This window comes from Acinetobacter sp. ANC_7504 (genome assembly GCF_056779995.1).
Genome location: NZ_JBWYIZ010000006.1, coordinates 79,767 through 105,993, shown reverse-complemented (window position 1 = coordinate 105,993; position 26,227 = coordinate 79,767). Strand labels below are relative to the sequence as shown.

Below are 26,227 nucleotides of genomic sequence, written 5' to 3'. Positions count from 1 at the left end.
ATCGTTCACTTGCTTACATCACATTGTCGGTGTCATATTTTATAGATACTGTTCAGATTAAAAAGCGCAAAATATGACACATTCACTTCATCCTGCTGCTGAAAATGGGTTTAGTTCTGCGGCTGAACTTTATCAACAAGTCCGACCAAATTATCCACAGGCTATCGTCACGTGGTTGAAAGATGAGTTGAATATTCATCCTGATGCAGTTGCGATTGACTTAGGTTCAGGTACAGGAAAATTCCTGCACTATCTAAAACAAGTCACCTCGAACATAATCGCCGTTGAACCGATTCCAGCAATGCTCGAACAATTGAAAATAGTACATCCTGAGGTGAAGACACTACAAGCATCAAGCCATCAAATTGCGCAATCAACGCATAGTGTTGATGCTATTTTATGCGCACAGTCATTTCATTGGTTTGCTGAACGACAAACATTGCAAGAAATGCATCGCCTTCTTAAACCCCAAGGGCATTTAGGGCTAGTCTGGAACCAACGAGATATCTCAGTGGATTGGGTCAAAGCATTGGCGGATTACATCGCACCTTTTGAGTCCGATACGCCACGCTTTCATAGCAACCAATGGCAAAATGTATTTCAGCAGCAAGAATTATTTGAATTCCAAAGTTTAAGTACCTTCACTCAGCATCAAGTCGGCAGTGTTGAACAGGTCGTCAGCAAACGACTGTTATCTACCAGTTTTATTGCGGCAATGTCAGCAGCAGACCAAGCACAAATGAAAACAGTATTTGAATCGATCGTATTTGAACACACGGGACTCATGCTCCATGATGAAGTTTCCTTTCCTTATATCACTTATGCCTATCACTATCGTGCGCGATAAACTAAACTTAATCTCGATCATTCATTAAAAAAACCAACAGAGGATTGACTCTCATGACGGCAAATCTTCACCCTATTCGACTTTCGATATTTGCACTCTGCTTGAGTATGCCTTTCATGCTCATTGGATGCCAAAAAACAGAACAAAACCCTCAGACCGAACAAAAAGAATCCGTTGATCCATCTGTTGAATTGAAAACACAAATTGAAGCACAGCCGATCAAATCGTTTGAATCCACTCCAAATGACGCACATGACGTTGCTTTGCTGAATCAATATGATCAAAGTTTTGAGCAATTAAGTGATGAGCTAGACGCAGAACTTCAGCAATTAAAAGCAGATGGCAATTTAAATGCGGATATGGAGTTTCAGCGTAAACGAGATCTCATTCAGTCCTCCCTCAATATGTTGAAAGAATTAGATCTTAAGACGGAACAAGGTAGATATATTCAAGGCTTATTTTATCAATACTGGGAAAATCAGATTGAGGTCTATCAAGAGCTCGAACAGTCTCCCGAAGATGAGCTTCGAAATCCTAAAGATGCAATTCGAAATATGAGTGATTATTATACTGCGAAAGCCCAACTCCAACATTGGAGTCAAAATACTAGTGTCACGAAAGAACAATAGCGTACATAGTAAAAGTACAGCACAATTTTAGAAACAGTCTTCTGCCTGCTTAAGAAATACGTACTCGACATTGCCACGATGTTGGGGCATCTGTTTGAGTACGGTCTTGAGCAACTTCCCAAGGTCGCACATACGCCAATTCAATGAGTTCCTGACCAGGCTTTAGCGCAGTCAGCTTCACTGTCTTTTCACCTCCAACGCCTACCATCGCTTTTGATTTTTCAGTCGCCAAATATTGTTCTTCAACTTTAAAGAGATGAAGCGGTTGCATGATTTGCCATTGATAACCCGTACTTGGATTTTCTGCTGCATTAAATTCTAAGGTTTCACCCACTTTCATCACCAATAGTGCAGGACAATTTTGCTGATCAGTGTAGTGATGGGACTCCGCTTGCACTTCAGAGACTGGATTTTGACATGCGGCAAGACTACTCCCGAGTACGCCAATACATAAACTTATCCATAAGGATGTCTTGCCAACGCTCATGATCCACACTCTCTCATTTCTCTAATGATGAAGACTTTGAGCTGAAAGTCATTTCAAACTCATCAATCTCAAATCCTGTTTAAATATTGCGCTTTTCTAACCATTCAATTGATTCGACGCGAATTAATTTGCATGCACCATCGCCGATACCATTCCAATCCAAAGCTGACTTCCACACCAAATCTTTGGCATTAATTTGCACCAATTCCCCTTCTAAGCGCACCAGATCACCGCGTTGAACTTTCTTAATCTCTTTCGCAATTTCTGGATTAGCCGGGATAATGTGCATGTTACTCACCAACTGTGTTGCTAAGCGTGGGTGAATCGGTGGTTTTGCCATTTTCCAATTTAAGTAGCGGTCATACTGATTAATCGAAATTTGTCGTGCAATTTCAGGTTCTGTGAAAATACCGCGGGTCACGGCATAGTCGATGGGTGAAAATTGGGCTTGCGGATCATCGGTATATTCTTTTGAACCAAGAATACGAAATTCCCCTTCAAAAGGTTCCAGTACCGAAATTTTTTGATCTGCCGAAGCTGGGGGCAAACCATTGGCAATATTAAAGTCGCTCGACTTCACACTGGCAGAGCTATAAGCCGAAACACCACCAAGGGCGATACATAATGCGAGAACTAACTTTTTCAACAGACATCCATCCTTCTTGCTAAGTATCAAAAACAACCCAACCGCAGCACATACATCTACTCTGGACAACATCCGACTGAATTGTATTTAACCTACATCTATATGATCTATCTTAGAACTTCATTCTGAAAAGGAAATTGATGAACAGTAACAATCTATCGTGATTTAGTCACAATTTTGTCTACTGTTAAAAGTGTATTCAACGTGTAAAATAATCAAATAATGGAAGATGTTAAGAACAAAAATGATCTACAAATTTTATCAGCAACGAGTATTCCCTCATATTCTGAATCAAGTCATGCAGTTACCAAGTATGATGGATAGCAGACGCCGTCTTCTGCTTCCGATTCAAGGTGAGGTATTAGAAATTGGTTTTGGTACAGGAATTAACCTGCCATTTTATCAAGCTGTGGACAGTCTCTATGCGCTTGAACCGAGTTTAGATGTATACAAATTAGCTGAACAGCGTATTCAAGATGCACCGTTCCATGTGGAACATGTTCATGCTAAAGCGGAAAATTTACCTTTTGAAGATCAATCTATTCAACATGTCGTCAGCACATGGACATTGTGTAGTGTGAGTCATGTTCAACAAGTTCTACATGAAATTAAACGTGTATTACGTATCGGTGGCACTTTGCATTTGGTTGAACATGTCGCTTACGATGCACAACAGCAAAAGAGTTTAAAGCGTCTTCAAGATCTTTTAACGCCTGTACAGAAAGTGATTGCTGATGGTTGTCATTTGAACAGAAATATCGAGCAAGCACTGCTTGATGCTGGCTTTGAGATTTCTGAACTCGATTATTTCGAAGCAGAAGAAGTGCCCAAAGTAGGTCGTCGCATGATGCTTGCTCGAGCGACTAAAACCAACTGATCACTTCTACGTAGTGGATGAGTAATCCAAGTTAGTCTTGAAAGTCGATACGGATCGTCTCAAAACGCACACGCCCTTCGGCAATTGCATTCGCAATTGCCATCTGACCTTTGGTGAGCCGTGCTCCACCACTTTTAATATCAATCAATACAACTTCAATATCTTCTGCCGCGCCATCACCATCACGGAAATCTGTATATCCATCAAATACCACATAGTCGACAGGATCACCTAAGAATTTAGCATCACTGGGTAAATATTGAAATTCTGGCATAATCGGTGCTAATTGTTCAGCCATTTTACCTTTCAGTACCGCACGACTGGTATTTACACTGCGTTTTTGAGCAGCAGCTAATGCGTGTTGATGCTCAAGTTCAAGCTCTGCAATATATTGTTCATATTCTGCTTTGATACGGCCATTGCGGGTTGAGCTCAACATCATTGTGGTGATTACCACGCCAATACAGGCGCCTATTAACATTGCCATCCAAATGGACATTGACGTTCTCTATGACTTGTTATGCGGACAATTTAAACAAGAACTAAACTTTTGTCATGTATGCGCGTTTTGGCTGATTTTAATGCTAAGCTAAGATCAGACCTTATTTGAAGCATGTATAATTTTAAACTCATGAAAACGATACTGATTGCCAACCAAAAAGGTGGCTGTGGAAAAACAATTTCTGCGATTACACTGGCGACAGCACTCGCACAGAAAGGTTATAAAGTTGCATTGGCGGATGCGGACAATCAAAAATCTGCATTGCAATGGTTAAAGCAGCGCCCAAAATCAGCAACACACATTCAAAGTTTAGATTGGCGCCATGAAAAATCGATTGGTGATGCACCGAAGAATCTTGATTATCTGATTATTGATGCTCCAGGTGCATTAACAGGCGAACACGCAGAACAATTAATTGCAGAATGTCATGCAGTGGTCACACCTCTGCAACCTTCTTTTTTTGATATCGACAGCACGCGTCGTTTCTTAAAACACATTCATGACATTAAACGTATTCGGAAAGGTAAAGTTCAAGTTCATTTGGTGGCAAATCGTGTCAAACCAAATAGTCAGAGTGCTCAAGAGATCCAACAGTTCTTTGCCAAAATTGAACAACAACCTGTTGCTTGGATTTCTGAACGAACAGCTTATGGTCAATTGGCGATGCAGGGTCTCAATATTTTTGATAAAAATCAAAAAACTTATTTATCAATACAACAACAATGGCAACCCTTGTTAGATGTTTTAATTGATGATCCAAGTGATTGGTTCTAAATAAAGAATACAGATTGTCATCGCACTTTTTTTTCATTTTCATATATGATGTTAAATGCATACTCGAAATGAATCAGATGTGCGTCAGATACGTTTGAAAATCAAGAATATAGATCAGAGACTTTAGTGCAAGATTTTAATCCAACTTTACAGCGTGTACTTTTATTTGGCTTGTTTTTTATTCTGCTTTATTTGGGATATGACATTGTCAAATACTTTATCGTACCTGTGTTATGGGCTTGTATTATCGCCTATATGACTTGGCCTTTATACAAACGTATTCTCGCTTGGTGTGGTAATCGACCTACATTGGGTGCGTCTGTTATGACGTTCTTATTGGCACTCGTTGTCGGTTTACCGTTCACCTTTGCTATCTTCTTACTTCAACATGAAGGCCGAAACTTATTCTTTGATTTACAGCGCCAACTGGCTTCTGGTCATATCACCGTTCCTGACGTGATACGTGAGTTACCCATTGTAGGTAAAGAAGTTTCTCGAATTGTACGTGACATCAATGCCGACCCAAATGCACTTTTTAGTAATATTAGTATATGGATTCAAGGACATCTAAATTACGGTAAATTCGTGATTAGCGAAATTACCAAAAATTTAGTCAAACTTGGTTTTGCCATGCTCTCTCTCTTTTTCTTTTACCGTGATGGACAAACGATTGTTCAACAGGTCAGTAAAGCGATGGAGAAAGTCATTGGTCCACGTATCCAACATTATATCGACACGATCTCTGAAACAACGCGTGCAGTGGTATATGGTGTTGGTTTGACTGCCGTTGCACAGTCGATATTGGCAGGAATCAGCTATTACGTTGCTGGTGTTCCAAATCCAATGCTTTTAACCATTATGACCTTTATCATGGCGCTAATTCCTTTTGGTCCTCCAGTGGCATATGGTGCTGTTTCACTGTGGTTATTTTCACAAGGTCAGACCGTTGAGGCGATTGGCGTAATGGCTTGGGGCGTTTGTGTGGTGAGTACAGCCGATAATGTCATTCGTCCTTTGGTCATTTCAGGTGCTACTCAAATTCCGTTCTTATTGATCATGTTTGGTGTATTGGGTGGTTTAGCGAGCTTTGGTTTAGTTGGACTCTTTATTGGTCCTGTAATTCTCGCCATTCTTTTAGCCATTTGGCGTGAATGGTTACATGAAACACTGGAACCAGAACCCGTGCCTAAAGCCACGATGGCCTACGATCAAGACAATGAAACACCACTCTCATAAGTGGTGTTTTATTTTTTACTGATAAGAAATCTATACAATCAAATACTTAAATCGTTCTTGTTGCTAAATGCCAAATTTGTTTCAATGCGTTATCACTTACATGGAACAAGGATAGAACAGCATGCAAATGCAATCGAAAGTTTCAGCATTCAAAGTTTCTATGCTCAGTGCATTGCTGAGTTTAGGCTTTGTGGGATGTGCAGCAACGCAAAATACATCTGCATCCAAAGAATCCAACACTAAAATCCAAACCATTCCTGTAAATGCGGTGAGTGCTCAAGGAGTTCATGATCAAATTGGAACGATTAGCTTCCAAGATAGTGACAAAGGTCTTGTGATCACAACGGACTTAACTAAATTATCACCTGGATATCACGGGTTCCATATCCATGAAAAAGGCTCATGTGAGCCTGCTGAAAAAGATGGAAAAATGGGTGCTGCGCTTGCCGCTGGTGGACATTACAATCCAAATCAAGCGCCTGGGCATGGTACGCCAAATGATGGTCATCTAGGTGACTTACCTGTATTGAACGTTGATGCGTCAGGTAATGCAAAAACACAAGTGATTGCACCACGTCTTACACTTGCAGATATTCAAGGTCTATCCATCATGGTACATGCAGGTGGTGACAATTATTCAGACCAACCTAAACCACTAGGTGGTGGGGGTGATCGTGTAGCATGTGGTGTTATACGCTAAACTACACCCAAGACTCATCAAAGGATTAAGCTCTAGCTTAGTCCTTTTTTATTTCGCTGATGATCTATAAAATGTTGTGAGTATCACTTCATATCCATCTTTATAGACATGATTGACATATTAGCTTATTTTTAAATCTACTATCATAAAAAACGATTATTATAAATTATATTTCCCTTAAACAATGCGATCTAGTCCACATAGATTCTAACTTTGCTACAACAACGATTAGGTAAAATAGGATGTCTTCTTTTGTGGGGTTTGAGAATGAATATTAAGTCCTTACGTATTATTGGTTTACTTGAAGGGATTTCATTCCTACTACTGCTCTTTTTTGCCATGCCAATGAAATATATGTTGGATCAGCCTATTTATGTGAAATATATTGGCATGGGACATGGCGTTCTATTTGTGCTGTTTTTAGTCGTATTATTTGTGGTATGCGAGAAGCAAAAGTGGTCTATCAATGTATTTATTCTTGGGCTGATAGCTTCCGTTCTACCCTTTGCCCCTTTTATTTTTGATCGTAAACTCAAACATCTCGAACAAATACAATGATTAAAAAATCCTCCACAAGGAGGATTTTTTATGCTGAAGTGGCTCTTTCTTGCATGATCTGATGAACAATTTTTCTTGGAGCACTAAACCATAGTGCAATAAGGATAAAACAAGCCAATGCATATGCCATCGTGCCATAGGATTCATACATAATGCGTACAATTTCGATCACAACAAAGAATGCAATCATCATAATCATGCCTACTGCGGCAGCAACAGTTCCTTTAGATACCTCAGAAGCATCTAAACTAAAACGATAAAGCACAGAAAAACTGCAGCCCTCACCAAAACTGATTAAGGTCATACCGATAATTAAGCACCATAATAAATAATCCTGCCAAATCGCACCAGCCAAAACAATAAGCGTTCCAACCAACATCAACGGCAATGCAACTACCACGGTCTTTCCTACTGCATAGCGATCAATAACACGAATCAGGACAATATTTCCAATAATTAAACCACCCAATACAGGCACCTGTGCATAGCCATATTGCATATTGGTCAGACCGAGCTGTTCGACCAAAATTACAGGTGACATAGCGATCCACAAAATTAGTGGAATTGAGACCATGGGTACTGACAAAGCCAAGCCCATAAATTTTTTATTTTTAAAAATGGCTTTGAAATCATCCCATACATAACTTAATGGTTGCTTTGGAATACTCAAATGCTGCTCAGGCATTTTTGCTTTAAGACCAAACCAACTTAAGGCTGCTAAAAAGGCAATCCCAATGAAACCCCAATGCCAAGACACATGGTCTATCATAAATGCGCCGAGCACAGGACCAAGCAATGGTGCGATCAATGAAATATTCGCCATTAAAGCCATGACTTTAATCGCATCTCTTTCTTCAAAAATTTCTTGGATGGCAGCATAACCCACAGCTGAAATAATGGTCAGCCCAATCCCTTGTAAAAAACGAAATGCAAGAAATTGCTCTATAGACTGGGTGAATAAAATGAGCAAACAGCAGACTACAAAAAAGAAAACACCTCCAAGGAGTACTTTTTTACGACCTAAGCGATCTGATAACGGTCCTAAAAACCACGCCAAAGATGCTCCACCCAATAAAAAGAAAGACATGGATGATGGCGCCCACTCACTGCCTACACCAAACTCACGTGTAATCGTAAGCATCGCAGGTTGTACAAGATCATTACAGATATAGACTGAAAATTCGAAGAGCACCAATGCCAAAGGAAACATAATTGTTGCCCGACTTAAGGTTGCTTTACTCACCTTTTGCATGTTTTTTTCACATGTTTGAATATTTTTTGGAAGCGTAGTTTACGTGAAATGCATCACAATGCCATGACAAAGTTTTGCGTTTTTGTAACCCTGAACTACGAAACAAAGTCTGAAAATTAAACGAAAATTTAGCCTTTATCGTAAATCAATTTCTCACCCAAACATTGACATCATTTGGCATCAATTGCATGACTTTTCAAAAAAGTACCATGCTTCATTTCCTCAATCGCTTCAACAATCTCATCTTGCGTATTCATGACATAAAAACCACGCCCGACTAAAGGCTCGTTCAGCGGCTGCCCCATGAGATATAAAATTTTGCTATCAGACAATGTGGTGAATTCAACATTTTCACCATGACTTGAAAACACCGCCATTCCCTGATCAGTCAGTAATTCATCATCTGTACCAAATTCAACTTTACCACGGCGCATATACATCAGTGTGGTATCCAAATGTCCTGCTGGTAATGTGAGTGTGTGACCTGCTTTTAAATCCAAATCCAAAACCAGCAAAGGACTGTGGACTAATGCTGGTCCTTGCACTTGCATAAAGGCCCCAGCAATGACACGCGCAGTACCCACATCATGAGCTAAATCTACAACTGGGATGTTAGATTTAAGTAAGCTTTGATAACGCGGATTCGATTTTTTTGCAGTTGCTGGCAAATTCACCCACAGCTGAATCATTTCAAATCGTCCACCTTCTCGGGAAAATGACTCACTAAATTTTTCTTTATGAATAATGCCTGATGCAGCAGTCATCCACTGTACATCACCTTTCTGAATAACACCTCCACCACCTTGCGAATCCCAATGCTCTAACTCACCTTCATACACAAAAGTGACTGTCTCAAAACCACGGTGCGGATGCTCTTCAACACCTTTACGCAGTTGAGAGGGTTTCAACATACCGGGACCAATATGATCGAGAAGTAAAAATGGGGATACTGTATTTCCGAGTTCATAGTGTGAAAAAACAGACACGACCGGATTAAAGTCTCCAACTGAAAAATGACTGTCGTTACGATGGATAAAAGCGAGTGTTTTCATTTTTTATCTTATTTATTGAATAACTTTAGTTTAATGGGGTTTTAGATTTCCCTCTACGTTAATTTTATGATGCTTTCAGTTGTGTTTTATCAATTGAAATATTTTTGTCATCAAAATTTGATGCAATTTGAAACATATAAAATGTTAGAAATCATCTAATCTGAACATTCACCACTGATCAATATGAAACTTTTAATTACTTAATGTTCATGTGGATTAATTCCACAAAGCAAAGGATCTGCAGACTCGATAAAACACTTGTTTTGTCGATGTAATCTCTCAGTACACCTTGAGCTTTTAGAACTATGTCAAAATGCTACATACCAATTAAAAATCGCTGGCGACATCATCATGAAGCTTCGATTCTATCGCTCGTCGGTGGTTGGCTAAATACCGTTGGATTTATTTCATTATTTGGCATTTATACCAATCATGTTACTGGCTATATCGTGACTGCAGGCAAAGAAACGATCTTGGGAGGATTAGGACTGTGGGCTCTTTTTATTGGCATTTTCGTAGTTACGATTGGTATTACTGCGTGGTGTGAACAACGTTGGAAAGACAAGTATCCGAACATCTTACTGGGGTTCTTTATTGCAGAGACAATACTGTTAACGCTCTTCATGCTGGCGGGACTTAATTTCAGCCCCTTTTATACTTTGGCTGAATTTGGCGCAATACTTACCGCAACATTGGGCATTGCTGCAATGGGAATTCGAAATGCCATTATCCGAACATTACTATCTACAATGGCTACCTCAACCTTAATGACGGGCAATCTTGCTCAACTGACCATTGATTGTACTATTGCTTATGGGGCGCCTCATGTATCAGAAGAACGCAAACAAGTTGCCAAACAAAATATTCTAAAAATCTTACCGACTATTTTATCCTTCACTTCAGGTGCAATATTAGGTGCGATTACTTATATGTTGTTTGGCTTCTTATGTATGATTTTTCCCATTTTAGCGATGGGCTATATTTGCTATCGTGAATGGCGCTTCTCGTCTACTCATCCTTATTCGACTCAATAATGCATGCAATAAAAAAGGCATAACTCACTATGCCTTTTTAAACCGAATTTCTGGTCTGATGTCATGGACAAAGCGCAGTTTGGAAAGATTTTGTATTTTTTCCTCGCACACATTTGTATTCCGTTTTCTTATTAACTTGCTGCCATTTACCATCGTTCAATTTAAAACTATAGATAAAGCGCTCGGCAGCAATTGAGTCATCCATCAAGCCTGTTTGTGTCACTTTGACTTCGGCTACGGTCGGTGCTTCGGCACGATTAAAATACTGACGTAATTCAACAGTCGCAAGCTGATTGCGTAATTCAGGATGTAGCTTCAAGACTTGCTCTAAAGGAGTGTCATTCCCATGTACTTTAGAAATAACATTTTTCGTAGTAGCACACCCCGTGAGCATCATACTAACTAGACCAACTGTGGTCATTATTTTCATCATCATTGTTTTACTCAGTTCGCCATTGATCTTTTACATATGATGTTCTGAACTGTTGTGACAAAAAAGAACAGATATGTATGTTATTTTTTCTAAAGCTCATTAAAAATGATTAATAGAACGAGAAATACGAATAAAAAATGCAGCATATTGATGCTACATTTTTGAATTTAAACAGTTCAAATGACGCTCGTAACAATTTTATGGAAAATTTCGAAAGTAAATTTTTAAGGGCATAATTTATTATGAAAGTTTGTAGTATCTGGTCCACGACCACATTTCCAAGTTTCATCTTTTGATATTTCTTTCCACTCACTATTAATGTATTCAAATTGGTAAGTTTCACGTTGTGCAGAAACAGAGTCATCCGCTAGTCCACCATAGGTGACAGTTACTTTTGCATGAGATTTTCCAGATTCAGGTGTATCGAATTCCTGTTGTAAATCTACTGTTCTCATATCTTCAAAGCTTTGAATTTTCCGATACACTTGATCTAAAGGAGAGTTTTGAACAGAATTGGCATTTTGTTTCGACGTTTCTACTTGACCAGCTTCAGAATTATGATTTTTAGTATTGATCTCATTCGACTGTTTTTGACCTATACATGCATTAAGTGAAAGTGCAATTGCACTTAGAAAAATTATTCTTTTTAACATTAAAATTTCTCATGAAATAAAAAAACAGCATGACAAGCATGCTGTTTTTTAGACCTTATTTATAGATAGATTTTGTTTCACAAATCAAATAATTTACCTGGATTCATAATCCCATTTGGATCAAATACTTGTTTGAGTGCTTTCATATATTCAATTTCTTCAGCTGAACGTGTGTACTCAAGATATGGCTTCTTCGTCATACCCACACCATGTTCCGCAGAAATTGAACCATCATACTTTTTCACAGTATCAAATACATACTTGTTCACCACCTGACATTTCGCAAAGAATTCATCTTTGGTTAAATTTTCAGGCTTTAAGATATTTAAGTGCAAGTTACCATCGCCAATATGACCAAACCAGCAAATTTCAAAGTCAGGATAATTGTCAGCAACAATTGCATCAATTTCTTTAATGAATGCAGGTACGTGTGTGATGAGCACTGAAATATCATTTTTGTATGGGATAAATGGTGCGATTGACTCAGAAATATCTTCACGCAGACGCCATAAGCTTTCTACTTGGTCTAAGCTTTGACTAAGCACGCCATCAAGTACCCAACCTTGTTCCATACAATGCTCAAAGATTTCCATTGCCTTGTCCATAATTGGTTCAAATGGCGCTTCAAACTCAAGCAATACATAAAATGGGCATTCGGTTTCAAATGGACGTTGCACGTGACCATTTGCCAATACTTTTTGCATCGCAAGTTCACCGAAGAACTCGAACGCAGTTAAATCAATTTTCGCTTGGAACGCGTGAAGAACTGGCATCACTGCATCAAAGTCAGGTACACCGAGCACCATCACTTGCAGATCTTGTGGTTGACGCTCAAGTTTAATTTCCGCTTCAGTCACTAAACCTAAAGTACCTTCACCACCAATAAATAAGTGTTGCAACGCATAACCTGTCGCATTCTTGATCATGCCTTTGTTTAAACGCAGCACATCACCTTTACCAGTGACCACAGTCAGACCGAGTACCCAGTTACGTGTCATACCGTATTTAATGACTTTAATACCACCTGCATTAGTACCGATGTTACCGCCGATTTGTGATGAACCAGCTGAAGCGAAATCAACTGGATAATACATACCTTGTTCTTCAGCATAGTTCTGAAGTTGTTCAGTGACCACACCTGCTTGTACACGTACCATACGGTCTGCTGGGAAGAATTCCAAAATTTGGTTCATCTTATCCATGCTGACCACGATTTCACCGTTGGCAGCGACAGCACCTGCAGAAAGACCAGTACGACCACCTGATGGTGTCACAGCAACATTAAATTGGTTTGCTAGTTTCACAATTGCCTGAACTTGTTCAGTCGTCGAAGGAAAAACGATGACTGATGGGTTTGGATCAAAATGTTTAGTGTGATCGCGTCCCCAATTTTGTAGGCTGTCCGCATCAGTTTTGATACGGTTTTCACCAACAATTGACGTTAATTGAGTCAATAACTCTGGGGTTAAAGCAACTGGAGCATTCATCGTTTGCAGACCTAGCAAGAAAGATACAAGTTGTAGATTGCTTAAAAAACAAACCTTTAATCAAGATTTTAAAAGCGTATTTGTTAAGCGAATGTGAAGAAAATATCACCACGACTAGATGAGTCAATTTCACGATTGTGCATTATAAAGCATTTTCCCATGAAACCCCGATAAAATCAGACATTTTGCGAATGTTACTTAGATATGATGCAGTTAATTCAACCGCAGTTTGTCTGATAAGGACTATATCTTGCAAAAATATCCATAGCTCAAGTCATAAAGGAAATGTATATAGCACGCTCACGTATGCTATCATACTGCCACTAAATTTGGCCTTTGTAGCGGAGCCGTAATGAGCCAACATCTCTCTTTGCCTAAAGATAAAATTCGTTTCCTATTGTTAGAAGGCGTTCACCAAAACGCAATCGACACTTTGAATGCTGCTGGATACACCAACATCGACTATCGTAAAACTGCGCTTGAAGGTGAAGCGCTGAAAGAAGCGATTAAAGATGCTCACTTCATCGGTATTCGTTCGCGCACACAATTAACTGAAGAAGTTTTTGAAGCTGCGAATAAATTGATCGCGGTCGGTTGTTTCTGTATTGGTACAAACCAAGTGAACTTGAATGCTGCGATGAGCCGTGGTATTCCAGTGTTCAACGCACCATACTCAAATACTCGTTCTGTTGCTGAACTTGTATTAGCTGAAGCTATTCTTCTCCTTCGTCGTGTACCTGAAAAATCTACAGATACACATGCAGGTGGTTGGAACAAATCTGCAGTAGGTTCATTTGAAACACGTGGTAAAACTTTAGGTATTGTGGGTTACGGTTCAATTGGTTCACAACTTTCTGTACTTGCTGAAAGCATGGGTATGAAAGTGATTTACTTTGATACAGTAACAAAATTACCTTTAGGTAATGCTCGCCAAGTTGGCTCAATGGGCGAACTTCTTGCAAATGCTGATGTTGTATCACTACACGTGCCAGATGTTCCTTCTACACGTAATTTCATGACCAAAGAGCAATTTGCTCAGATGAAACAAGGTTCAATCTTCATCAATGCTGCACGTGGTACATGTGTAGTAATTGAAGATTTAGCTGATGCTCTGAAATCAGGTCATTTGGCTGGTGCTGCTGTTGACGTATTCCCGAAAGAGCCTAAAGCGAACGGTGAAGAGTTTATCTCTCCACTACGTAATATCCCGAACGTGATTTTAACACCGCACGTGGGTGGTTCTACGATGGAAGCTCAAGCAAACATCGGTCTAGAAGTTGCAGAGAAATTCGTTGCTTACTCTGACAAAGGTATGACATTGTCAGCAGTTAACTTCCCTGAAATTGCGCTTCCATTGACTGAAGGTAAACACCGTTTACTTCACATTCACAAAAACATTCCAGGCGTGTTGTCTAAAATTAACAACCTGTTTGCTGAACACGGCATTAACATCTCAGGTCAGTCTCTTATGACCAAAGGTGATGTGGGTTATTTAGTCATGGACGTTGATGCTACAGCTTCTGCTGAAGCACTTGATACACTTCATAACGTAGAAGGTACAATCCGCGCTCGCGTATTGTTCTAATCTCTAATACGTTTGGAAAACCACAGCTTTTTCGAGCTGTGGTTTTTTTATGGTGTTTCATCTGAGTTGACGTAGGCTCCGCCAACTTAGATGAAAGATATCCCTTTCTAATCTAACCACCATACGTTTAAAACCATGTCTTTGTTAAAAATAAACCCGCAGTTACAAGCACTCGGTTTGTTATTGATCGCCATGATCAGTCTACAAAGTAGTGGTTCATTAGCAAAAGTTTTATTTGAACAATTCCCTATCGTTACGGTGTCAGCCCTACGTCTGACATTTAGTGCTGTGATTTTGGCGCTTATTTTTCAAGTTTGGAAAATTCAATTTAAACAAATTAAATGGACAGCCATTGTCAGTTATGGTGTCGCATTAGCTGGCATGAATATGTTGTTCTATCTTGCCATTGATCGTCTTCCACTCGGTTTAGCAGTTTCATTTGAATTTATTGGTCCACTCAGTGTGGCCTTATATTATGCGCGTCAAAAGTTTGATTTTATTTGGGTTAGTTTGGCCATTATTGGACTGATCCTTTTATTTCCCTTTGACCAAGCCAAACAACCTTTGGATTTACTTGGTGTATTTTTTGCGTTGGCAGCTGGCGCATGTTGGGCACTTTATATTATTGCTGGTCAGCGGCCTTCGGGAGTTTCAGGTAATCACACCGTATGTTTAGGCATGTTTGTTGGAAGTATCATTCTCATGCCGATCGCCCTCAGTATCGGCTTGCCAGCAAGCGTATTTGAAATTAATCATCTAATGTTATTCATCACTTTAGCGATACTCGCCAGTGCTTTACCCTTTACTTTAGAAATGATTGCACTACGAAATCTAACAGCATTAAGTTTCGGTACCCTGATGAGTATTGAACCAGCTGTTGCCGCATTATCTGGGTTTGTATTTTTGGGTGAGCAATTGTTATGGAATCAATGGCTAGCATTGTTTACCATCATTTGTGCCTCAATTGGCTGCACCTATACCACTCAACACGCCAAACAAGAATGATCTCATACTTAATTTAAACTACATTTTCCATAATGGATTTAAGCACTGTGGTCATCATAATAATGTTAAAATTTGAGCAGTCTCACTCTTTTTAATTCGGCTTCGTTTTCCCAATGCCAAATGCTCAACTCACTGCCGTGCTGTTCATGGTCTTATCCATGATCGCCTATCAAATTAGTGCATCCTTCGCAAAGCAGCTTTTTGAAGTTTTAGATCCATTTACCGTGGTCACTTTACGTCTATGCTTTGCATCAATTATGGTTGTATTGATGTTCCGTTCATGGAAAATTCTTCGTCGCCTTCCTTACTTAAAATGGAAAGATCTTCTCTTTTATAGTGGTTCAGTCGCTTTGATGAATGTCTTGTTTTATGCATCATTAGGAAAACTACCACAAGGGATTGCAGTAGGACTTGAGTTCTTAGGCCCACTCACGTTGGCTTTACTGTCAATCCAACATCGAAGTGATTACATTTGGGTCATCCTGGCAATTTTCGGTGTAGCACTGATGGTGCCTTGGCAAGATGCCAATGCGACTAACTTTTCATATCTTGGGGCTGCTATGGCCATTGGTGCAGGCATTTGTTGGGCATTCTATATTTATTTTGGACAGAAAGTCGTTCGGCAGAATATCGGCATGCATGCTCTCAGTATTGCAATCGTCCTCTCAGCATTGACCTTATTGCCGATCAGTATGGTTTATAATCCATCCGCATTAGTTCAATTTGAATATTGGCCACAAGCCATCGTCATTGCGCTTTTGGCTACTGCTATTCCCTATGCATTGGATTTATTGGCATTAAAGAATTTAAGTAAAATGTCTTATGGAACGCTATCAAGTTTGTCACCAGCATTAGGTGCATTGACAGGTTGGTTACTGTTGAATGAACACATTACCTTATTACAAGCCGTTGCTTTGGGTTGTATTATGATTGCATCAATTGGTGTTACTTATCGCGCTGCTAGAATGAAATCACATGGCATAGAAACATAAAAAAAGATGGCACATGCCATCTTTTTTTATCATGGGGTTAAACCAAGCTGTCTTTATCTAATTTCTTATATTTCTTATATTCAGTTTGATATTTTTTAGCCAAACTCTCCTTTTGTTTATCCTCTAGAATTTTTCCTGCTTGCTGAAAAAAGCCATGCTCTTCTTCTTCAAGATGATGATGCACGGTTTCTGACAATTTTTTCGCGATGGCTAACCATCCTGGATTACTGAATTCAGTTTCGGTGAGTTGCTCAAGTAATTCGTCCATTTCATGATGTTCAGCTAATGCATGACGCGTAATATTCAAACCTGAATCGGTCATCATCAGTGGAATATAGAAGTATCGGTCTTCTGCCACTGCATGAGCAAACAATTCATTTTTTAGCTGCTCAAATAATGTTCGGCGTTCTGGCGTGTCCCCTGAAGTTTGAACCAGCTTCTCAGCAAGTTCACGTTGAACATCATGACTTTCACGTAAAGCTTCAAAAATATTCATCTTGTTATCCTGTCTTATAAATATGATTTGAAAAAAGAAAAACTTGAATGATCTTCAAAACACTCAACTTACTATAAGAGCTTAGTCGATAACTTCGAGATAGGTTTAAGAAGCGATTTGTATAAAAAAGTTTAATGTTGAGAATGGTTTACATTAAGAACATCTGATAACTTAATCGAACAATTAAAATAGATACCAGAATTAAAAACAGAATACGAATAAAACCACTACCGTATTTAAGCGCCAATTTCACCCCCACAATCGAACCAATCATATTAGCAACAGCCATCATGGCACCCACTGCAAATAAAATGTGGCCTGCAGGAATAAAGAATGTAAGAGCGGCTAAATTGGTCATCACATTACCAATCTTGGCCAAAGCTGCTGCATGCAAAAAATCGACTCGTAAATATCGAATAAAATAAAAAATAAAAAAACTTCCTGTTCCCGGACCGAATAATCCGTCATAAAACCCAATCGCCAAACTTCCTATTCCAGCCAGGATCAGAATTTTAGTTTTTACCGTTTGTGCAATATGAACCTGTCCAAACTCCTTCTTTGACAATGTGTAAATTGCCATCACAATCAGCATCACCAAGACAAAGGGCTGCAAGATTGATTTCGGAATCATGGAAACACTGGCAGCTCCCGCAAAAGAACTGATGGCAGCACATATCGCCACCACCAGTAATAACTTCCATTCAAACTTAACTTTTTTAGCGAAAGTCCACGCGGATGTTGCTGTTCCAACAACCGCAGCTAGCTTATTGGTGCCAAATAATGTTGCTGGCGCCATATGAGGAAAAGCACTCATCAATGCTGGAATCTGAATGAGACCACCACCACCGACTGCTGCATCAATTGCGCCTGCGCAAAATGCAAAAAAAATCAGGCTGAGGATGATGTCTAATTCCATAATTGAGTTCGCTTATAAATTTAATACACGTTTAGGAACTAGACGTTTTTTATCAGTAATTTCAGCTAAACCTAAACACTTTTTTTCGTCAAAAACGAGGACTTGAGATTCGGCAGGATGATCAATATTACTTTCCATCCCACGACAGAAATATTCTGCACGACCTTCTGGTACTTGAACCTTTGGAAAATGATCGACAGGCGCATAAGCAGGTAACAACAATGCTTCACGTTGTTGTTCAGTTAGACTTTCTAAGTATTCAATGGTGTACTCTGGCACAATACCAAAATGTCCAGTTTGAATACGATGTAAATATGTTAAGTGCCCATAACTTCCTAAAGCTTGAGCAATATCCTCTCCCAATACTCGGATATACGTTCCTTTTGAGCATGTCACATCCAAAGTAATTGAATCTTGAGTGAAAGACATCAGTTCAATCGCGAAAATATGAATTGGACGAGCCTCACGTTCGATTTCAATTCCTTTACGTGCCAGCTCGTACAAAGGACGACCTTCTTTCTTTAAAGCAGAATACATTGGAGGAACTTGTTGAATGTCTCCAACGAATTGCTGAATCACGCTTTGAATTTTATCTTCGTTAAGTTCAATCGGTTGTGCCTCGAGCAAAACTTCACCCTCGACATCGCCTGTAGTTGTACTATTTCCCAATTGAATCGTCGTTTGATAACGTTTAGTAGATTCCAGTAAAAAGTGTGAAAACTTGGTCGCTTCACCTAAGCAAATCGGGAGTAAGCCTGATGCTAATGGATCTAAAGCGCCAGTATGACCACCTTTTTCAGCACGATAGAGCCAACGCACTTTTTGCAATGCTGCATTTGAGCTAATCCCCAAAGGTTTGTTGAGTAGAAATACACCACTTATATGACGTCGAGTAATTTTTGGAGATTTAGCAGACATTAGATAATATTCAGATCAGTAAAATACTGCTATTTTATCAAATCCATTTATCGAATATTGATTAAATTTTTATGCATAAAATGTGACATTTGTGGCAAATTATTCTACACCATTAATAATAACTAAATGATTTCATAGGATGTGAAATGAATTCAAAAGCTAAATTGAAAATTACACTGCTGATTGTGGCGTGTCTGATCGTTTTATTCCTTCTCTTTCAATGGTTGAAACCTGACTCAGCTGAATCTGCTGAAAACTCACAACGAGCAGCACAAGATGCCGAAATTCAATCAGAAAATATGGCGCTACAACAAAGTACAACCGTGAATGGTTCTAGCTTTGCAAGTAAAAGTCAGCAAGATATTCAAATCAATTGTCAAATCCAAACCGATAACGCCAACCGTTTGATTGTGAATGAAAATACTAAGAACTGTTTTGAGTTTTTTATTACCCAATACGGCGAAAAAGAGATTCCGCAAATCAAGGCTGATTTTATTAAATTTGTTCAAAGCACCTATCAAGAACCATTACTAGGTCAACTGACAGATTTATGGTCACGCTATGTTCAATATCGTGAAAAAATGGGTGACCTAACACCACCAAACCATGACAAAGAAAGTGCGCAGTATTACAAAGCTATTTTTAATCAGATGAAATCATTGCGTAAACAATTTTTTTCAGACTATGAAATTGAAGGTTTATTTGGTATCGAAGATGAATATCATGATTATACCTTGGCTCGCATGAGTGTCATGGAAGATAAAAATTTATCGGAAAAACAAAAAGCCGATAAATTAAAAGAACTGTTCAATGATCTACCTGAAGATTGGAAAGAAAATTTAAAACAACTTTCTCAACTCGAAGATCTTCGTCAATTAACTGCAGAAATTAAAGCTCGTGGTGGTAGTGCAGAAGAAATTCGTCAAATGCGTCTCAGCTTAGTGGGTCCTGAAGCAACACAACGTCTAGAAAATCTTGATGGACAGCGCTCAAATTGGAAAAGCAAGGTCAATCAATATTTATCTGAACGTGACAGCATTGTCAAAAGTAATATGAGCCCTAGTGCAAAGCAGGAAGCTGTACAACGCCTCCGTTCCCAACATTTTAATAATTCACAAGAGCAACTTCGGGTAGAAACATTCGAGCAAGTTCATGATCAAGGCGGTCAACTTCCTTTTGCCGATTAATCTTTTCAAGGAACACATTCATTCACAGGGAAGAACGATGAAAAACTTAAAACTTAAATTGATACCTACGACGTTAGCATTCGTCACAACGCTATGCTTATCAAGCTCATTCACTGCCCACGCAGGTCCGGGATTACTCGAAGTAAATGAGACAAAGATCGGTAGTTACGCAAAAACCAAATATCCTATTGTGATGACACACGGTTGGTTAGGCTGGTCTCGCATAGGCAATGAAACATTCAATATTGACTATTGGTATCAAATCTTACCTGATCTATCGCGCAATGGTGCACGCGTTTTTGCAGCACAACTCTCACCTGCTCATACGACTGAATTTCGAGGAGAACAATTAATTTCTCAGGTTGAAGAAGTAATTGCGATCACTGGGCAGAAAAAGGTCAATCTGATTGGTCATTCGCACGGCGGACCGACTGCGCGTTATGTTGCAGCAGTAAAACCCGACTATGTTGCTTCTGTTACTGGTGTAGGAGGGACTTTCAGAGGTTCTATGGTCGCAGATAAAATTCAAAATAATGAAGCAACTCGAACAATATTTAATATTTTAGGGGATTACATCATTCCCCCATTAATTGCTTATGCACAAGGTCGTCCTGATATGCCGATCAGCTTTGATGCTTCGATGAAATCATTAACTGAAACAGGCTCTGCTGCATTTAATGAACGTTTTCCAACAAAAGCTCTCGCGTCAAGTTGTACTCGTTTAGGCAACCCAATAGACAACGGAATCTTTTATTATTCTTGGACTGGTGTTGCACAAACCACCAACCTCTTAGATATCGATACCATTTTAATGCAGCTAGGGCCTTTAGCGTATGGCAATAAAGATAATGATGGCATGGTTGGGCGCTGTAGCACGCATATTGGACGTGTGATTCGTGATGATTACAAACTAAATCATACCGATTTAGCTAATATGATGTTCGGTCTCAAAGGTTTATTTGCCCCAGATCCTATTTCACTTTATCGCCAGCATGCCAATCGTTTGAAACTGACAGGACTCTAGACGCACAAAATAGCGCAGTTAAATGGAAAGCTATTCATCAGAATAGCTTTTCCGACCATCAGCGACTCTCGACAAAATTTAAATAATGCTTTTTGAACACATTTGCTAATGATTAAATCCTTTAATTATTTCAACTTTTGATTCTTTTTTGCTTTTTATATGTTAATTCGGCAAGCTAAATTGGCATTTTTTGTATCTTGTTGCATTCAATAACATCTTTTAAGGTCTTCTGTATGTTCATCTGGAAGAACATCATAGATTCACTAAAAAACTAGGAATAATAATGAAAATAAAACACATTCTAGGCTCGCTGGTGACAGCGCTATGTCTAACATCTACGACAACTTATGCTACTCAAGCTCAACAGATCAAAGTCTCAAGTGTCAAATCTGACTATGCCAAAACGAAATATCCTATTGTATTCGCTCATGGAATGGTTGGATTTATACGTTTGGGCACTGAAAGTCTAGGCATGGATTACTGGTATCAAATTTTACCTGATCTAGCAAGAAACGGTGCAAACACATGGGCGGCTAGGATGTCTCCTTTCAATTCTTCTGAAGTCCGAGGTGAACAATATGTTCAACAACTTGAAGAAGTCATGGCGATTACTGGTGCTGATAAACTCAATCTGATTGGTCATAGTCATGGTGCAAACTCTGTTCGTTATGCCGCAGGTGTAATGCCTGAACATGTTGCATCGGTGATGACTGTAGCCGGTGCCAACAAAGGTACAATCATCGCGTCAGATGTATTAAAAATCGCAGATAAAACAGGAACATCAGAGCTACTGAATGTTCTCATCAGCACTTTTGGTAAAGTCATTATGTGGGCGCAAGGTCTTCCTGCTGATACGTTCCCACATGATGCGATGGCCGCTGGTGTGAGTACATCTGTTGAAGGAACTGCCTTGTTTAATCAAAAATTCCCTCTCGGTTTACCATTAACCCACTGTGGCGAAGGTGCTTATCAAGAAAAAGGAATTCATTTATATTCAATGACAGGAAACAAGCCTTTTACGAATGCCTTGGATCTAGGTGACCCTGTCATGGTTCTACTTGACCGTTTGTCGGTTCATAAAGCAGGAAAAAATGATGGCATCGTTCCAGTTTGTAGTGCCCATTTTGGTAAAACTATTCGTGATGACTTTCCGTGGAATCATTTAGATGAGGTGAACTTGCTGTTCGGAATTAAAGGATTTTTTGCTCCTGACCCTGTTGCAGTTTATAGACAGCATGCCAACCGCCTTAAATTACAAGGACTTTAAATCTCTAGCTCTTTAATTGATTAATTGCTTTCAAATTCATTAGGCTGGATTTGAAAGCAGATTCAAATCTTCATCAAGATAGTTCATTGATCAAATCTACCTCTCTTTTTTAACCTTAAAAATTTACCATTCATCTATTCGATATTTAAAATGTGATTTACATCACTATAATCAATTTAACTCTAGGATTAGGGTTTGATAATAAAAAGTTGAGGATGATGATGAAATACAACAAAATTATGGCGTGCCTACTTACGTCTGCAGCTTGCTTAACGACTCAATTATCTAATGCTTCTGCATTAGAAGTGAAACCTGTAACCTCGACACTTGGCAAATACAATACCTACGCAAAAACTAAATACCCAATCGTATTTGCACACGGACTAACAGGATTTGTCCGTCTTGGTACAGAGAGCTTTGGTTTAGATTATTGGCACCAAATCCTGCCAGATCTAGCGCGTAATGGTGCTAATGTCTGGCCTACACGAGTATCTCCATTCAACTCCAACGAAATTCGTGGAGAGCAATTGCTTCAACAAGTTGAAGATATTTTAGCCATTACTGGTGCACAAAAAGTGAACTTAATTGGGCATAGTCAAGGTGGACCATCAATACGTTATATTGGTGGAACAATTCCTGAACATGTGGCATCCATGACCACTGTCGCTGGTGTGAATAAAGGATCACCTATGGCAGACTTTATCTTGCGTTCAGAAGGAACAGGACTTGATACTGTGCTTGCGACAGCGATGAATTTTGTCTCGGGAGCAATTGTTTGGGCACAAGGATTAAATGCGAAAAGCCTGCCACATGATTCGCTTGCCTCGGCTAAAAGTTTATCTACAACAGGCTCATTAGCATTTACAGAACGTTTCCCTGCGGGTGTACCAACCACAAAATGTGGTGAGGGTGCATATCAAGTCAATGGCATGCGTATGTATTCATTTACTGGTAATACACCGTTTACCAATGCCCTTGATCCATCAGATTATGCAATGCAAGCTGCATCTTTCATTGTATCTAAGGAAGGTGCAAATGATGGTTTAGTCCCAGTTTGCAGTGCTCGCTTCGGACAAACGATTCGGGATGATTACCGTTGGAATCATTTAGATGAGGTCAATCAAATGATGGGGATGACTAGCATTTTTGCAGCAGATCCAGTATCGGTTTATCGACAACACGCAAATCGTTTGAAACTTCAAGGACTATAATCTTCTCAAGCCTCCATACGCTCATCACGAAATTATGGAGGCTTATCTTAAAAATTGTTCCCTAAAGTTTAAATCCACTTTTCTTTCCTTTTGCTTCGCTATACTCTTATTGTGACAACGGAAATTGTCGAGTATTTCAATCCATCTAAGGAATAGAGATGAGAAAATTTATTTTGGGGACATGCCTCTCTTTCGCATGTTTAATTGGCACGAGTTACGCTGCTACAGCACCTGAACAAGTGACTTCAAAATTTCAAACTACTTATGCAAAAACCCAGTATCCAATCGTATTTAGTCACGGAATGTCTGGTTTTATCCGTATTGGCACTGATCCACTCGGTGTAGATTATTGGTATCAAATTTTACCTGATCTCGCCCGTAACGGTGCAAATGTATGGGCTTCCCGTGTATCGCCATTTAACTCATCAGAAATTCGGGGTGAGCAACTTTTACATCAAGTTGAAGAAGTCATTGCACTCACTGGATCGCCTAAGGTCAATCTAATCGGTCACTCTCACGGCGGGCCCACAATTCGATATGTCGCAGGTGTAAGACCTGAATTAGTCGCATCAATGACAGCGATTGGGGCGCCACATCAAGGCTCACCAGTGTCTGATTTTATATTAAAAATTCGTGATACAGCACCAATCCTTGAAACACCTATTGTGGCTGTAGTCAATCTACTGTCTAAAGCTATTATTTGGGCACAGGGACTTGATCCAGCATCCTTCCCTCATGACTCACTTGCGGGAGCCAATAGTTTGAGCTTAGCAGGATCAGCAATATTTAATCAAAAATATCCTATAGGCGTTCCTCAAAACTCATGCTCTGAAGGTTTATATCGTGAACAAGGAATATATAACTATTCCTTTACGGGTATCGGAACGGTCACAAACCCACTTGATGTAGACTCAGCTTTAAAAATTACCAGTTTATTAATTGATGGTGGTCAAGAGAATGATGGTCTAGTTTCACGCTGTAGTGCGAAATTCGGTAAAACCATCCGTGATGATCTCAATTGGAATCATCTAGATGAAGTCAATCAAGTGCTTGGTTTAAAAAGTGTCTTTGCGCCAGATCCAGTCTCGATGTATCGTCAACATGCAAATCGCCTTAAACAACAAGGTCTCTAATATATTTTTTTGTCTGCTCTCATCTCTAGATGGGTCCAGACTGTTTAAATAGCCCTCATTAGCATGACATATCTATCCTATAAATGAGTCAACCATCCAATTTATATCAATAAATTTGCACTTTATCTCTTTTTTATAGACTTAAGTCACAATTTTAGTATCTTAAATTATGGCGATGGATATCGCCTGAATCATAAAAATAAACGAATCACTGAATGAGTATCGAAAATGAAACTAAAAAAAATAGTCATGAGCCTATGCATAGGTTCATTTTTTCTTCCTGTTGCACAAGCCTCAACGCAAATTAAAGATTTAGCCGTTAACCATACCGTCAAAACACCTAAATCAAATTATGCACAAACCCAATACCCTATTGTGCTTGCCCATGGCTTATTTGGCTTTGGTAGTATGGTCGGTGTTGACTACTTTTATCAGATCACTCCTGATCTTGCTCGAAATGGTGCAAACATCTGGCAAACACGTGTTTCAACGATGAACTCAAGTGAAGTGCGAGGCGAACAAGCACTGAGTCAAGTTGAAGAGATACTTGCCATTACCGGCAAGCAAAAAGTGAATTTAATCGGACATAGTCATGGTGGTCAGACTGTTCGATATATTGCAGGTGTTATACCTGATCATGTCGCATCTGTTACGACAATTGCTTCTGGAAATCAAGGAGCAAGAATGGCTGATATACTAGAAGGTGTTCTGGTAGGTAATATTTTAGAAGCACCTGCTCGCGCGATTTTTGACAATCTGGTATCGCCAGTGATTACATTCGCATCTGGTCTTGATCCAAAAGTCTTTCCTTATGATGCTAAAGCAGCCCTACAAAGTTTAGGAACGAAAGAATCACTCAAATTTAGTCAGAATTTTCCAAATGGTGTACCTACAACCCAATGTGGTGAAGGGGCTTATCGTGTCAACAATACTCATTATTATTCATTTATGGGTAACTCTCCATTTAATACCGCTTTAGATCCATCTGATTATGGCATGTTAGCTTCTTCTCTTTTGGCTGAAAAAGATGGAGATGGAATTGTAGGACGTTGCTCCGCTCGATTTGGCAAGGTCATTCGTGATAATTATAAATGGAATCATTTAGATGAAATTAACCATCTACTCGGTTTAAAAAGCATTTTTGCACCAAGCGCTGTAGATGTTTATCGTCAGCATGCAAATCGACTTAAACTCCAAGGGCTATAAAACCTAAACACAAAGGGTGAGCTTTTCACCCTTTCTTTCAGTTTAATAATGATTAACATTTAGTCGGATTTATCTTATTTTTGTTTAGTTTTTCTTTACAATATTTTTTGACAATAAATA

Annotated in this window: 28 protein-coding genes; 17 read left to right on the top strand and 11 right to left on the bottom strand. The window is 39.2% G+C overall.

Annotation, left to right across the window (positions count from 1 at the left end):
• Window positions 1–73 precede the first annotated feature (73 nt).
• Entirely contained in the window at window positions 74–847 is a 774-nt protein-coding gene (locus AC1M9F_RS08430) for a class I SAM-dependent methyltransferase (protein WP_481597532.1), read from the top strand.
• Window positions 848–900: 53 nt separating this feature from the next.
• A complete protein-coding gene (locus tag AC1M9F_RS08425; protein ID WP_481592251.1) occupies window positions 901–1,476 on the top strand; it encodes a hypothetical protein in 576 nt (191 codons plus the stop codon).
• Between the two features lie 49 nt (window positions 1,477–1,525).
• Here AC1M9F_RS08425 and AC1M9F_RS08420 read toward each other — a convergent pair whose 3' ends face one another.
• Together AC1M9F_RS08420 and AC1M9F_RS08415 are read right to left on the bottom strand one after the other, a co-directional pair.
• Window positions 1,526–1,963, bottom strand: coding sequence for a protease inhibitor I42 family protein (locus AC1M9F_RS08420; RefSeq protein WP_180028899.1), 438 nt, complete (start codon window positions 1,961–1,963; stop codon window positions 1,526–1,528).
• Window positions 1,964–2,042: 79 nt separating this feature from the next.
• The gene (locus tag AC1M9F_RS08415; protein ID WP_171076732.1) at window positions 2,043–2,609 is read right to left on the bottom strand and encodes a hypothetical protein; all 567 of its coding nucleotides are present in this window, start codon (window positions 2,607–2,609) and stop codon (window positions 2,043–2,045) included.
• Between the two features lie 244 nt (window positions 2,610–2,853).
• Here AC1M9F_RS08415 and AC1M9F_RS08410 point away from each other — a divergent pair, with 244 nt between their 5' ends.
• Entirely contained in the window at window positions 2,854–3,486 is a 633-nt protein-coding gene (locus AC1M9F_RS08410) for a class I SAM-dependent methyltransferase (RefSeq protein ID WP_035264378.1), read from the top strand.
• A gap of 31 nt (window positions 3,487–3,517) precedes the next feature.
• On the opposite strand, the gene AC1M9F_RS08405 is transcribed toward AC1M9F_RS08410, so the two are convergent.
• Window positions 3,518–3,985: a Holliday junction resolvase-like protein gene (locus AC1M9F_RS08405; RefSeq protein WP_481592253.1), complete on the bottom strand. Its 468-nt coding sequence runs from the start codon at window positions 3,983–3,985 to the stop codon at window positions 3,518–3,520.
• A 132-nt stretch (window positions 3,986–4,117) separates the two neighbouring features.
• Between AC1M9F_RS08405 and AC1M9F_RS08400 the strand changes: the two genes are divergently transcribed.
• The 4 genes from AC1M9F_RS08400 (at window position 4,118) to AC1M9F_RS08385 (ending at window position 7,256) form a co-directional block, all read left to right on the top strand.
• A complete protein-coding gene (locus AC1M9F_RS08400; protein ID WP_481592254.1) occupies window positions 4,118–4,762 on the top strand; it encodes a ParA family protein in 645 nt (214 codons plus the stop codon).
• A gap of 126 nt (window positions 4,763–4,888) precedes the next feature.
• The gene (locus AC1M9F_RS08395; protein WP_481597531.1) at window positions 4,889–5,998 is read left to right on the top strand and encodes an AI-2E family transporter; all 1,110 of its coding nucleotides are present in this window, start codon (window positions 4,889–4,891) and stop codon (window positions 5,996–5,998) included.
• Between the two features lie 121 nt (window positions 5,999–6,119).
• Window positions 6,120–6,698 (top strand): superoxide dismutase family protein, encoded by a 579-nt coding sequence (gene sodC / locus AC1M9F_RS08390; protein ID WP_035264260.1) that lies wholly within the window; start codon window positions 6,120–6,122, stop codon window positions 6,696–6,698.
• 267 nt (window positions 6,699–6,965) lie between these two features.
• Window positions 6,966–7,256 carry a DUF3817 domain-containing protein gene (locus AC1M9F_RS08385; protein ID WP_179998758.1) on the top strand — a complete coding sequence of 97 codons (291 nt, stop codon included), beginning with the start codon at window positions 6,966–6,968 and terminating at the stop codon, window positions 7,254–7,256.
• 28 nt (window positions 7,257–7,284) lie between these two features.
• Here AC1M9F_RS08385 and craA read toward each other — a convergent pair whose 3' ends face one another.
• Together craA and AC1M9F_RS08375 are read right to left on the bottom strand one after the other, a co-directional pair.
• Window positions 7,285–8,508 (bottom strand): chloramphenicol efflux MFS transporter CraA, encoded by a 1,224-nt coding sequence (craA, locus tag AC1M9F_RS08380; protein ID WP_035264265.1) that lies wholly within the window; start codon window positions 8,506–8,508, stop codon window positions 7,285–7,287.
• A gap of 170 nt (window positions 8,509–8,678) precedes the next feature.
• Window positions 8,679–9,560, bottom strand: a complete 882-nt coding sequence (locus AC1M9F_RS08375; protein WP_481597530.1) for a pirin family protein — start codon at window positions 9,558–9,560, stop codon at window positions 8,679–8,681.
• Between the two features lie 305 nt (window positions 9,561–9,865).
• Here AC1M9F_RS08375 and AC1M9F_RS08370 point away from each other — a divergent pair, with 305 nt between their 5' ends.
• Complete coding sequence (locus AC1M9F_RS08370) at window positions 9,866–10,594, top strand: YoaK family protein (RefSeq protein ID WP_481597529.1); 729 nt, start codon at window positions 9,866–9,868, stop codon at window positions 10,592–10,594.
• A 61-nt stretch (window positions 10,595–10,655) separates the two neighbouring features.
• Here AC1M9F_RS08370 and AC1M9F_RS08365 read toward each other — a convergent pair whose 3' ends face one another.
• The 3 genes from AC1M9F_RS08365 to AC1M9F_RS08355 all read right to left on the bottom strand — a co-directional run bounded on the left by AC1M9F_RS08365 (window position 10,656) and on the right by AC1M9F_RS08355 (window position 13,167).
• A complete protein-coding gene (locus tag AC1M9F_RS08365; RefSeq protein ID WP_481597528.1) occupies window positions 10,656–11,015 on the bottom strand; it encodes a hypothetical protein in 360 nt (119 codons plus the stop codon).
• 236 nt (window positions 11,016–11,251) lie between these two features.
• Entirely contained in the window at window positions 11,252–11,680 is a 429-nt protein-coding gene (locus AC1M9F_RS08360) for a hypothetical protein (RefSeq protein ID WP_481596176.1), read from the bottom strand.
• 77 nt (window positions 11,681–11,757) lie between these two features.
• On the bottom strand, window positions 11,758–13,167 hold the full coding sequence (locus AC1M9F_RS08355; RefSeq protein ID WP_180028909.1) for an FAD-binding oxidoreductase: 1,410 nt from the start codon (window positions 13,165–13,167) through the stop codon (window positions 11,758–11,760).
• Window positions 13,168–13,519: 352 nt separating this feature from the next.
• Here AC1M9F_RS08355 and serA point away from each other — a divergent pair, with 352 nt between their 5' ends.
• The 3 genes from serA (at window position 13,520) to AC1M9F_RS08340 (ending at window position 16,749) form a co-directional block, all read left to right on the top strand.
• On the top strand, window positions 13,520–14,752 hold the full coding sequence (gene serA / locus AC1M9F_RS08350) for a phosphoglycerate dehydrogenase (RefSeq protein ID WP_035264273.1): 1,233 nt from the start codon (window positions 13,520–13,522) through the stop codon (window positions 14,750–14,752).
• Window positions 14,753–14,887: 135 nt separating this feature from the next.
• Window positions 14,888–15,757 carry an EamA family transporter gene (locus AC1M9F_RS08345; protein WP_481597527.1) on the top strand — a complete coding sequence of 290 codons (870 nt, stop codon included), beginning with the start codon at window positions 14,888–14,890 and terminating at the stop codon, window positions 15,755–15,757.
• A gap of 113 nt (window positions 15,758–15,870) precedes the next feature.
• Complete coding sequence (locus AC1M9F_RS08340; RefSeq protein WP_035264278.1) at window positions 15,871–16,749, top strand: EamA family transporter; 879 nt, start codon at window positions 15,871–15,873, stop codon at window positions 16,747–16,749.
• A gap of 37 nt (window positions 16,750–16,786) precedes the next feature.
• Here AC1M9F_RS08340 and AC1M9F_RS08335 read toward each other — a convergent pair whose 3' ends face one another.
• The 3 genes from AC1M9F_RS08335 to truB all read right to left on the bottom strand — a co-directional run bounded on the left by AC1M9F_RS08335 (window position 16,787) and on the right by truB (window position 19,079).
• A complete protein-coding gene (locus AC1M9F_RS08335) occupies window positions 16,787–17,245 on the bottom strand; it encodes a hemerythrin domain-containing protein (protein WP_035264279.1) in 459 nt (152 codons plus the stop codon).
• Window positions 17,246–17,393: 148 nt separating this feature from the next.
• On the bottom strand, window positions 17,394–18,161 hold the full coding sequence (locus tag AC1M9F_RS08330) for a sulfite exporter TauE/SafE family protein (RefSeq protein ID WP_481597526.1): 768 nt from the start codon (window positions 18,159–18,161) through the stop codon (window positions 17,394–17,396).
• 12 nt (window positions 18,162–18,173) lie between these two features.
• Window positions 18,174–19,079: a tRNA pseudouridine(55) synthase TruB gene (gene truB, locus AC1M9F_RS08325; protein ID WP_035264283.1), complete on the bottom strand. Its 906-nt coding sequence runs from the start codon at window positions 19,077–19,079 to the stop codon at window positions 18,174–18,176.
• Window positions 19,080–19,225: 146 nt separating this feature from the next.
• Here truB and AC1M9F_RS08320 point away from each other — a divergent pair, with 146 nt between their 5' ends.
• From AC1M9F_RS08320 to AC1M9F_RS08295, 6 genes are all read left to right on the top strand, one after another.
• Entirely contained in the window at window positions 19,226–20,266 is a 1,041-nt protein-coding gene (locus AC1M9F_RS08320; protein ID WP_481597525.1) for a lipase secretion chaperone, read from the top strand.
• A 37-nt stretch (window positions 20,267–20,303) separates the two neighbouring features.
• Entirely contained in the window at window positions 20,304–21,290 is a 987-nt protein-coding gene (locus AC1M9F_RS08315) for an esterase/lipase family protein (protein WP_481597524.1), read from the top strand.
• Between the two features lie 283 nt (window positions 21,291–21,573).
• Window positions 21,574–22,557 carry an esterase/lipase family protein gene (locus AC1M9F_RS08310; protein ID WP_092766675.1) on the top strand — a complete coding sequence of 328 codons (984 nt, stop codon included), beginning with the start codon at window positions 21,574–21,576 and terminating at the stop codon, window positions 22,555–22,557.
• Between the two features lie 221 nt (window positions 22,558–22,778).
• A complete protein-coding gene (locus tag AC1M9F_RS08305) occupies window positions 22,779–23,768 on the top strand; it encodes a lipase family alpha/beta hydrolase (protein WP_481597523.1) in 990 nt (329 codons plus the stop codon).
• A 158-nt stretch (window positions 23,769–23,926) separates the two neighbouring features.
• A complete protein-coding gene (locus AC1M9F_RS08300) occupies window positions 23,927–24,901 on the top strand; it encodes an esterase/lipase family protein (RefSeq protein ID WP_035264290.1) in 975 nt (324 codons plus the stop codon).
• Window positions 24,902–25,129: 228 nt separating this feature from the next.
• Window positions 25,130–26,107, top strand: a complete 978-nt coding sequence (locus tag AC1M9F_RS08295) for a lipase family alpha/beta hydrolase (RefSeq protein WP_481597522.1) — start codon at window positions 25,130–25,132, stop codon at window positions 26,105–26,107.
• Window positions 26,108–26,227: the final 120 nt, after the last annotated feature.

Coding starts and splice junctions, on each gene's coding strand:
- AC1M9F_RS08430 (WP_481597532.1), top strand. CDS start 74: ATGACACATTCACTTCATCCTGCTGCTGAAAATGGGTTTAGTTCTGCG.
- AC1M9F_RS08425 (WP_481592251.1), top strand. CDS start 901: ATGACGGCAAATCTTCACCCTATTCGACTTTCGATATTTGCACTCTGC.
- AC1M9F_RS08420 (WP_180028899.1), bottom strand. CDS start 1,963: ATGAGCGTTGGCAAGACATCCTTATGGATAAGTTTATGTATTGGCGTA.
- AC1M9F_RS08410 (WP_035264378.1), top strand. CDS start 2,854: ATGATCTACAAATTTTATCAGCAACGAGTATTCCCTCATATTCTGAAT.
- AC1M9F_RS08405 (WP_481592253.1), bottom strand. CDS start 3,985: ATGTCCATTTGGATGGCAATGTTAATAGGCGCCTGTATTGGCGTGGTA.
- AC1M9F_RS08400 (WP_481592254.1), top strand. CDS start 4,118: ATGAAAACGATACTGATTGCCAACCAAAAAGGTGGCTGTGGAAAAACA.
- sodC (WP_035264260.1), top strand. CDS start 6,120: ATGCAAATGCAATCGAAAGTTTCAGCATTCAAAGTTTCTATGCTCAGT.
- AC1M9F_RS08385 (WP_179998758.1), top strand. CDS start 6,966: ATGAATATTAAGTCCTTACGTATTATTGGTTTACTTGAAGGGATTTCA.
- craA (WP_035264265.1), bottom strand. CDS start 8,508: ATGCAAAAGGTGAGTAAAGCAACCTTAAGTCGGGCAACAATTATGTTT.
- AC1M9F_RS08375 (WP_481597530.1), bottom strand. CDS start 9,560: ATGAAAACACTCGCTTTTATCCATCGTAACGACAGTCATTTTTCAGTT.
- AC1M9F_RS08370 (WP_481597529.1), top strand. CDS start 9,866: ATGTCAAAATGCTACATACCAATTAAAAATCGCTGGCGACATCATCAT.
- AC1M9F_RS08365 (WP_481597528.1), bottom strand. CDS start 11,015: ATGACCACAGTTGGTCTAGTTAGTATGATGCTCACGGGGTGTGCTACT.
- AC1M9F_RS08360 (WP_481596176.1), bottom strand. CDS start 11,680: ATGTTAAAAAGAATAATTTTTCTAAGTGCAATTGCACTTTCACTTAAT.
- AC1M9F_RS08355 (WP_180028909.1), bottom strand. CDS start 13,167: ATGAATGCTCCAGTTGCTTTAACCCCAGAGTTATTGACTCAATTAACG.
- serA (WP_035264273.1), top strand. CDS start 13,520: ATGAGCCAACATCTCTCTTTGCCTAAAGATAAAATTCGTTTCCTATTG.
- AC1M9F_RS08345 (WP_481597527.1), top strand. CDS start 14,888: ATGTCTTTGTTAAAAATAAACCCGCAGTTACAAGCACTCGGTTTGTTA.
- AC1M9F_RS08340 (WP_035264278.1), top strand. CDS start 15,871: ATGCCAAATGCTCAACTCACTGCCGTGCTGTTCATGGTCTTATCCATG.
- AC1M9F_RS08335 (WP_035264279.1), bottom strand. CDS start 17,245: ATGAATATTTTTGAAGCTTTACGTGAAAGTCATGATGTTCAACGTGAA.
- AC1M9F_RS08330 (WP_481597526.1), bottom strand. CDS start 18,161: ATGGAATTAGACATCATCCTCAGCCTGATTTTTTTTGCATTTTGCGCA.
- truB (WP_035264283.1), bottom strand. CDS start 19,079: ATGTCTGCTAAATCTCCAAAAATTACTCGACGTCATATAAGTGGTGTA.
- AC1M9F_RS08320 (WP_481597525.1), top strand. CDS start 19,226: ATGAATTCAAAAGCTAAATTGAAAATTACACTGCTGATTGTGGCGTGT.
- AC1M9F_RS08315 (WP_481597524.1), top strand. CDS start 20,304: ATGAAAAACTTAAAACTTAAATTGATACCTACGACGTTAGCATTCGTC.
- AC1M9F_RS08310 (WP_092766675.1), top strand. CDS start 21,574: ATGAAAATAAAACACATTCTAGGCTCGCTGGTGACAGCGCTATGTCTA.
- AC1M9F_RS08305 (WP_481597523.1), top strand. CDS start 22,779: ATGAAATACAACAAAATTATGGCGTGCCTACTTACGTCTGCAGCTTGC.
- AC1M9F_RS08300 (WP_035264290.1), top strand. CDS start 23,927: ATGAGAAAATTTATTTTGGGGACATGCCTCTCTTTCGCATGTTTAATT.
- AC1M9F_RS08295 (WP_481597522.1), top strand. CDS start 25,130: ATGAAACTAAAAAAAATAGTCATGAGCCTATGCATAGGTTCATTTTTT.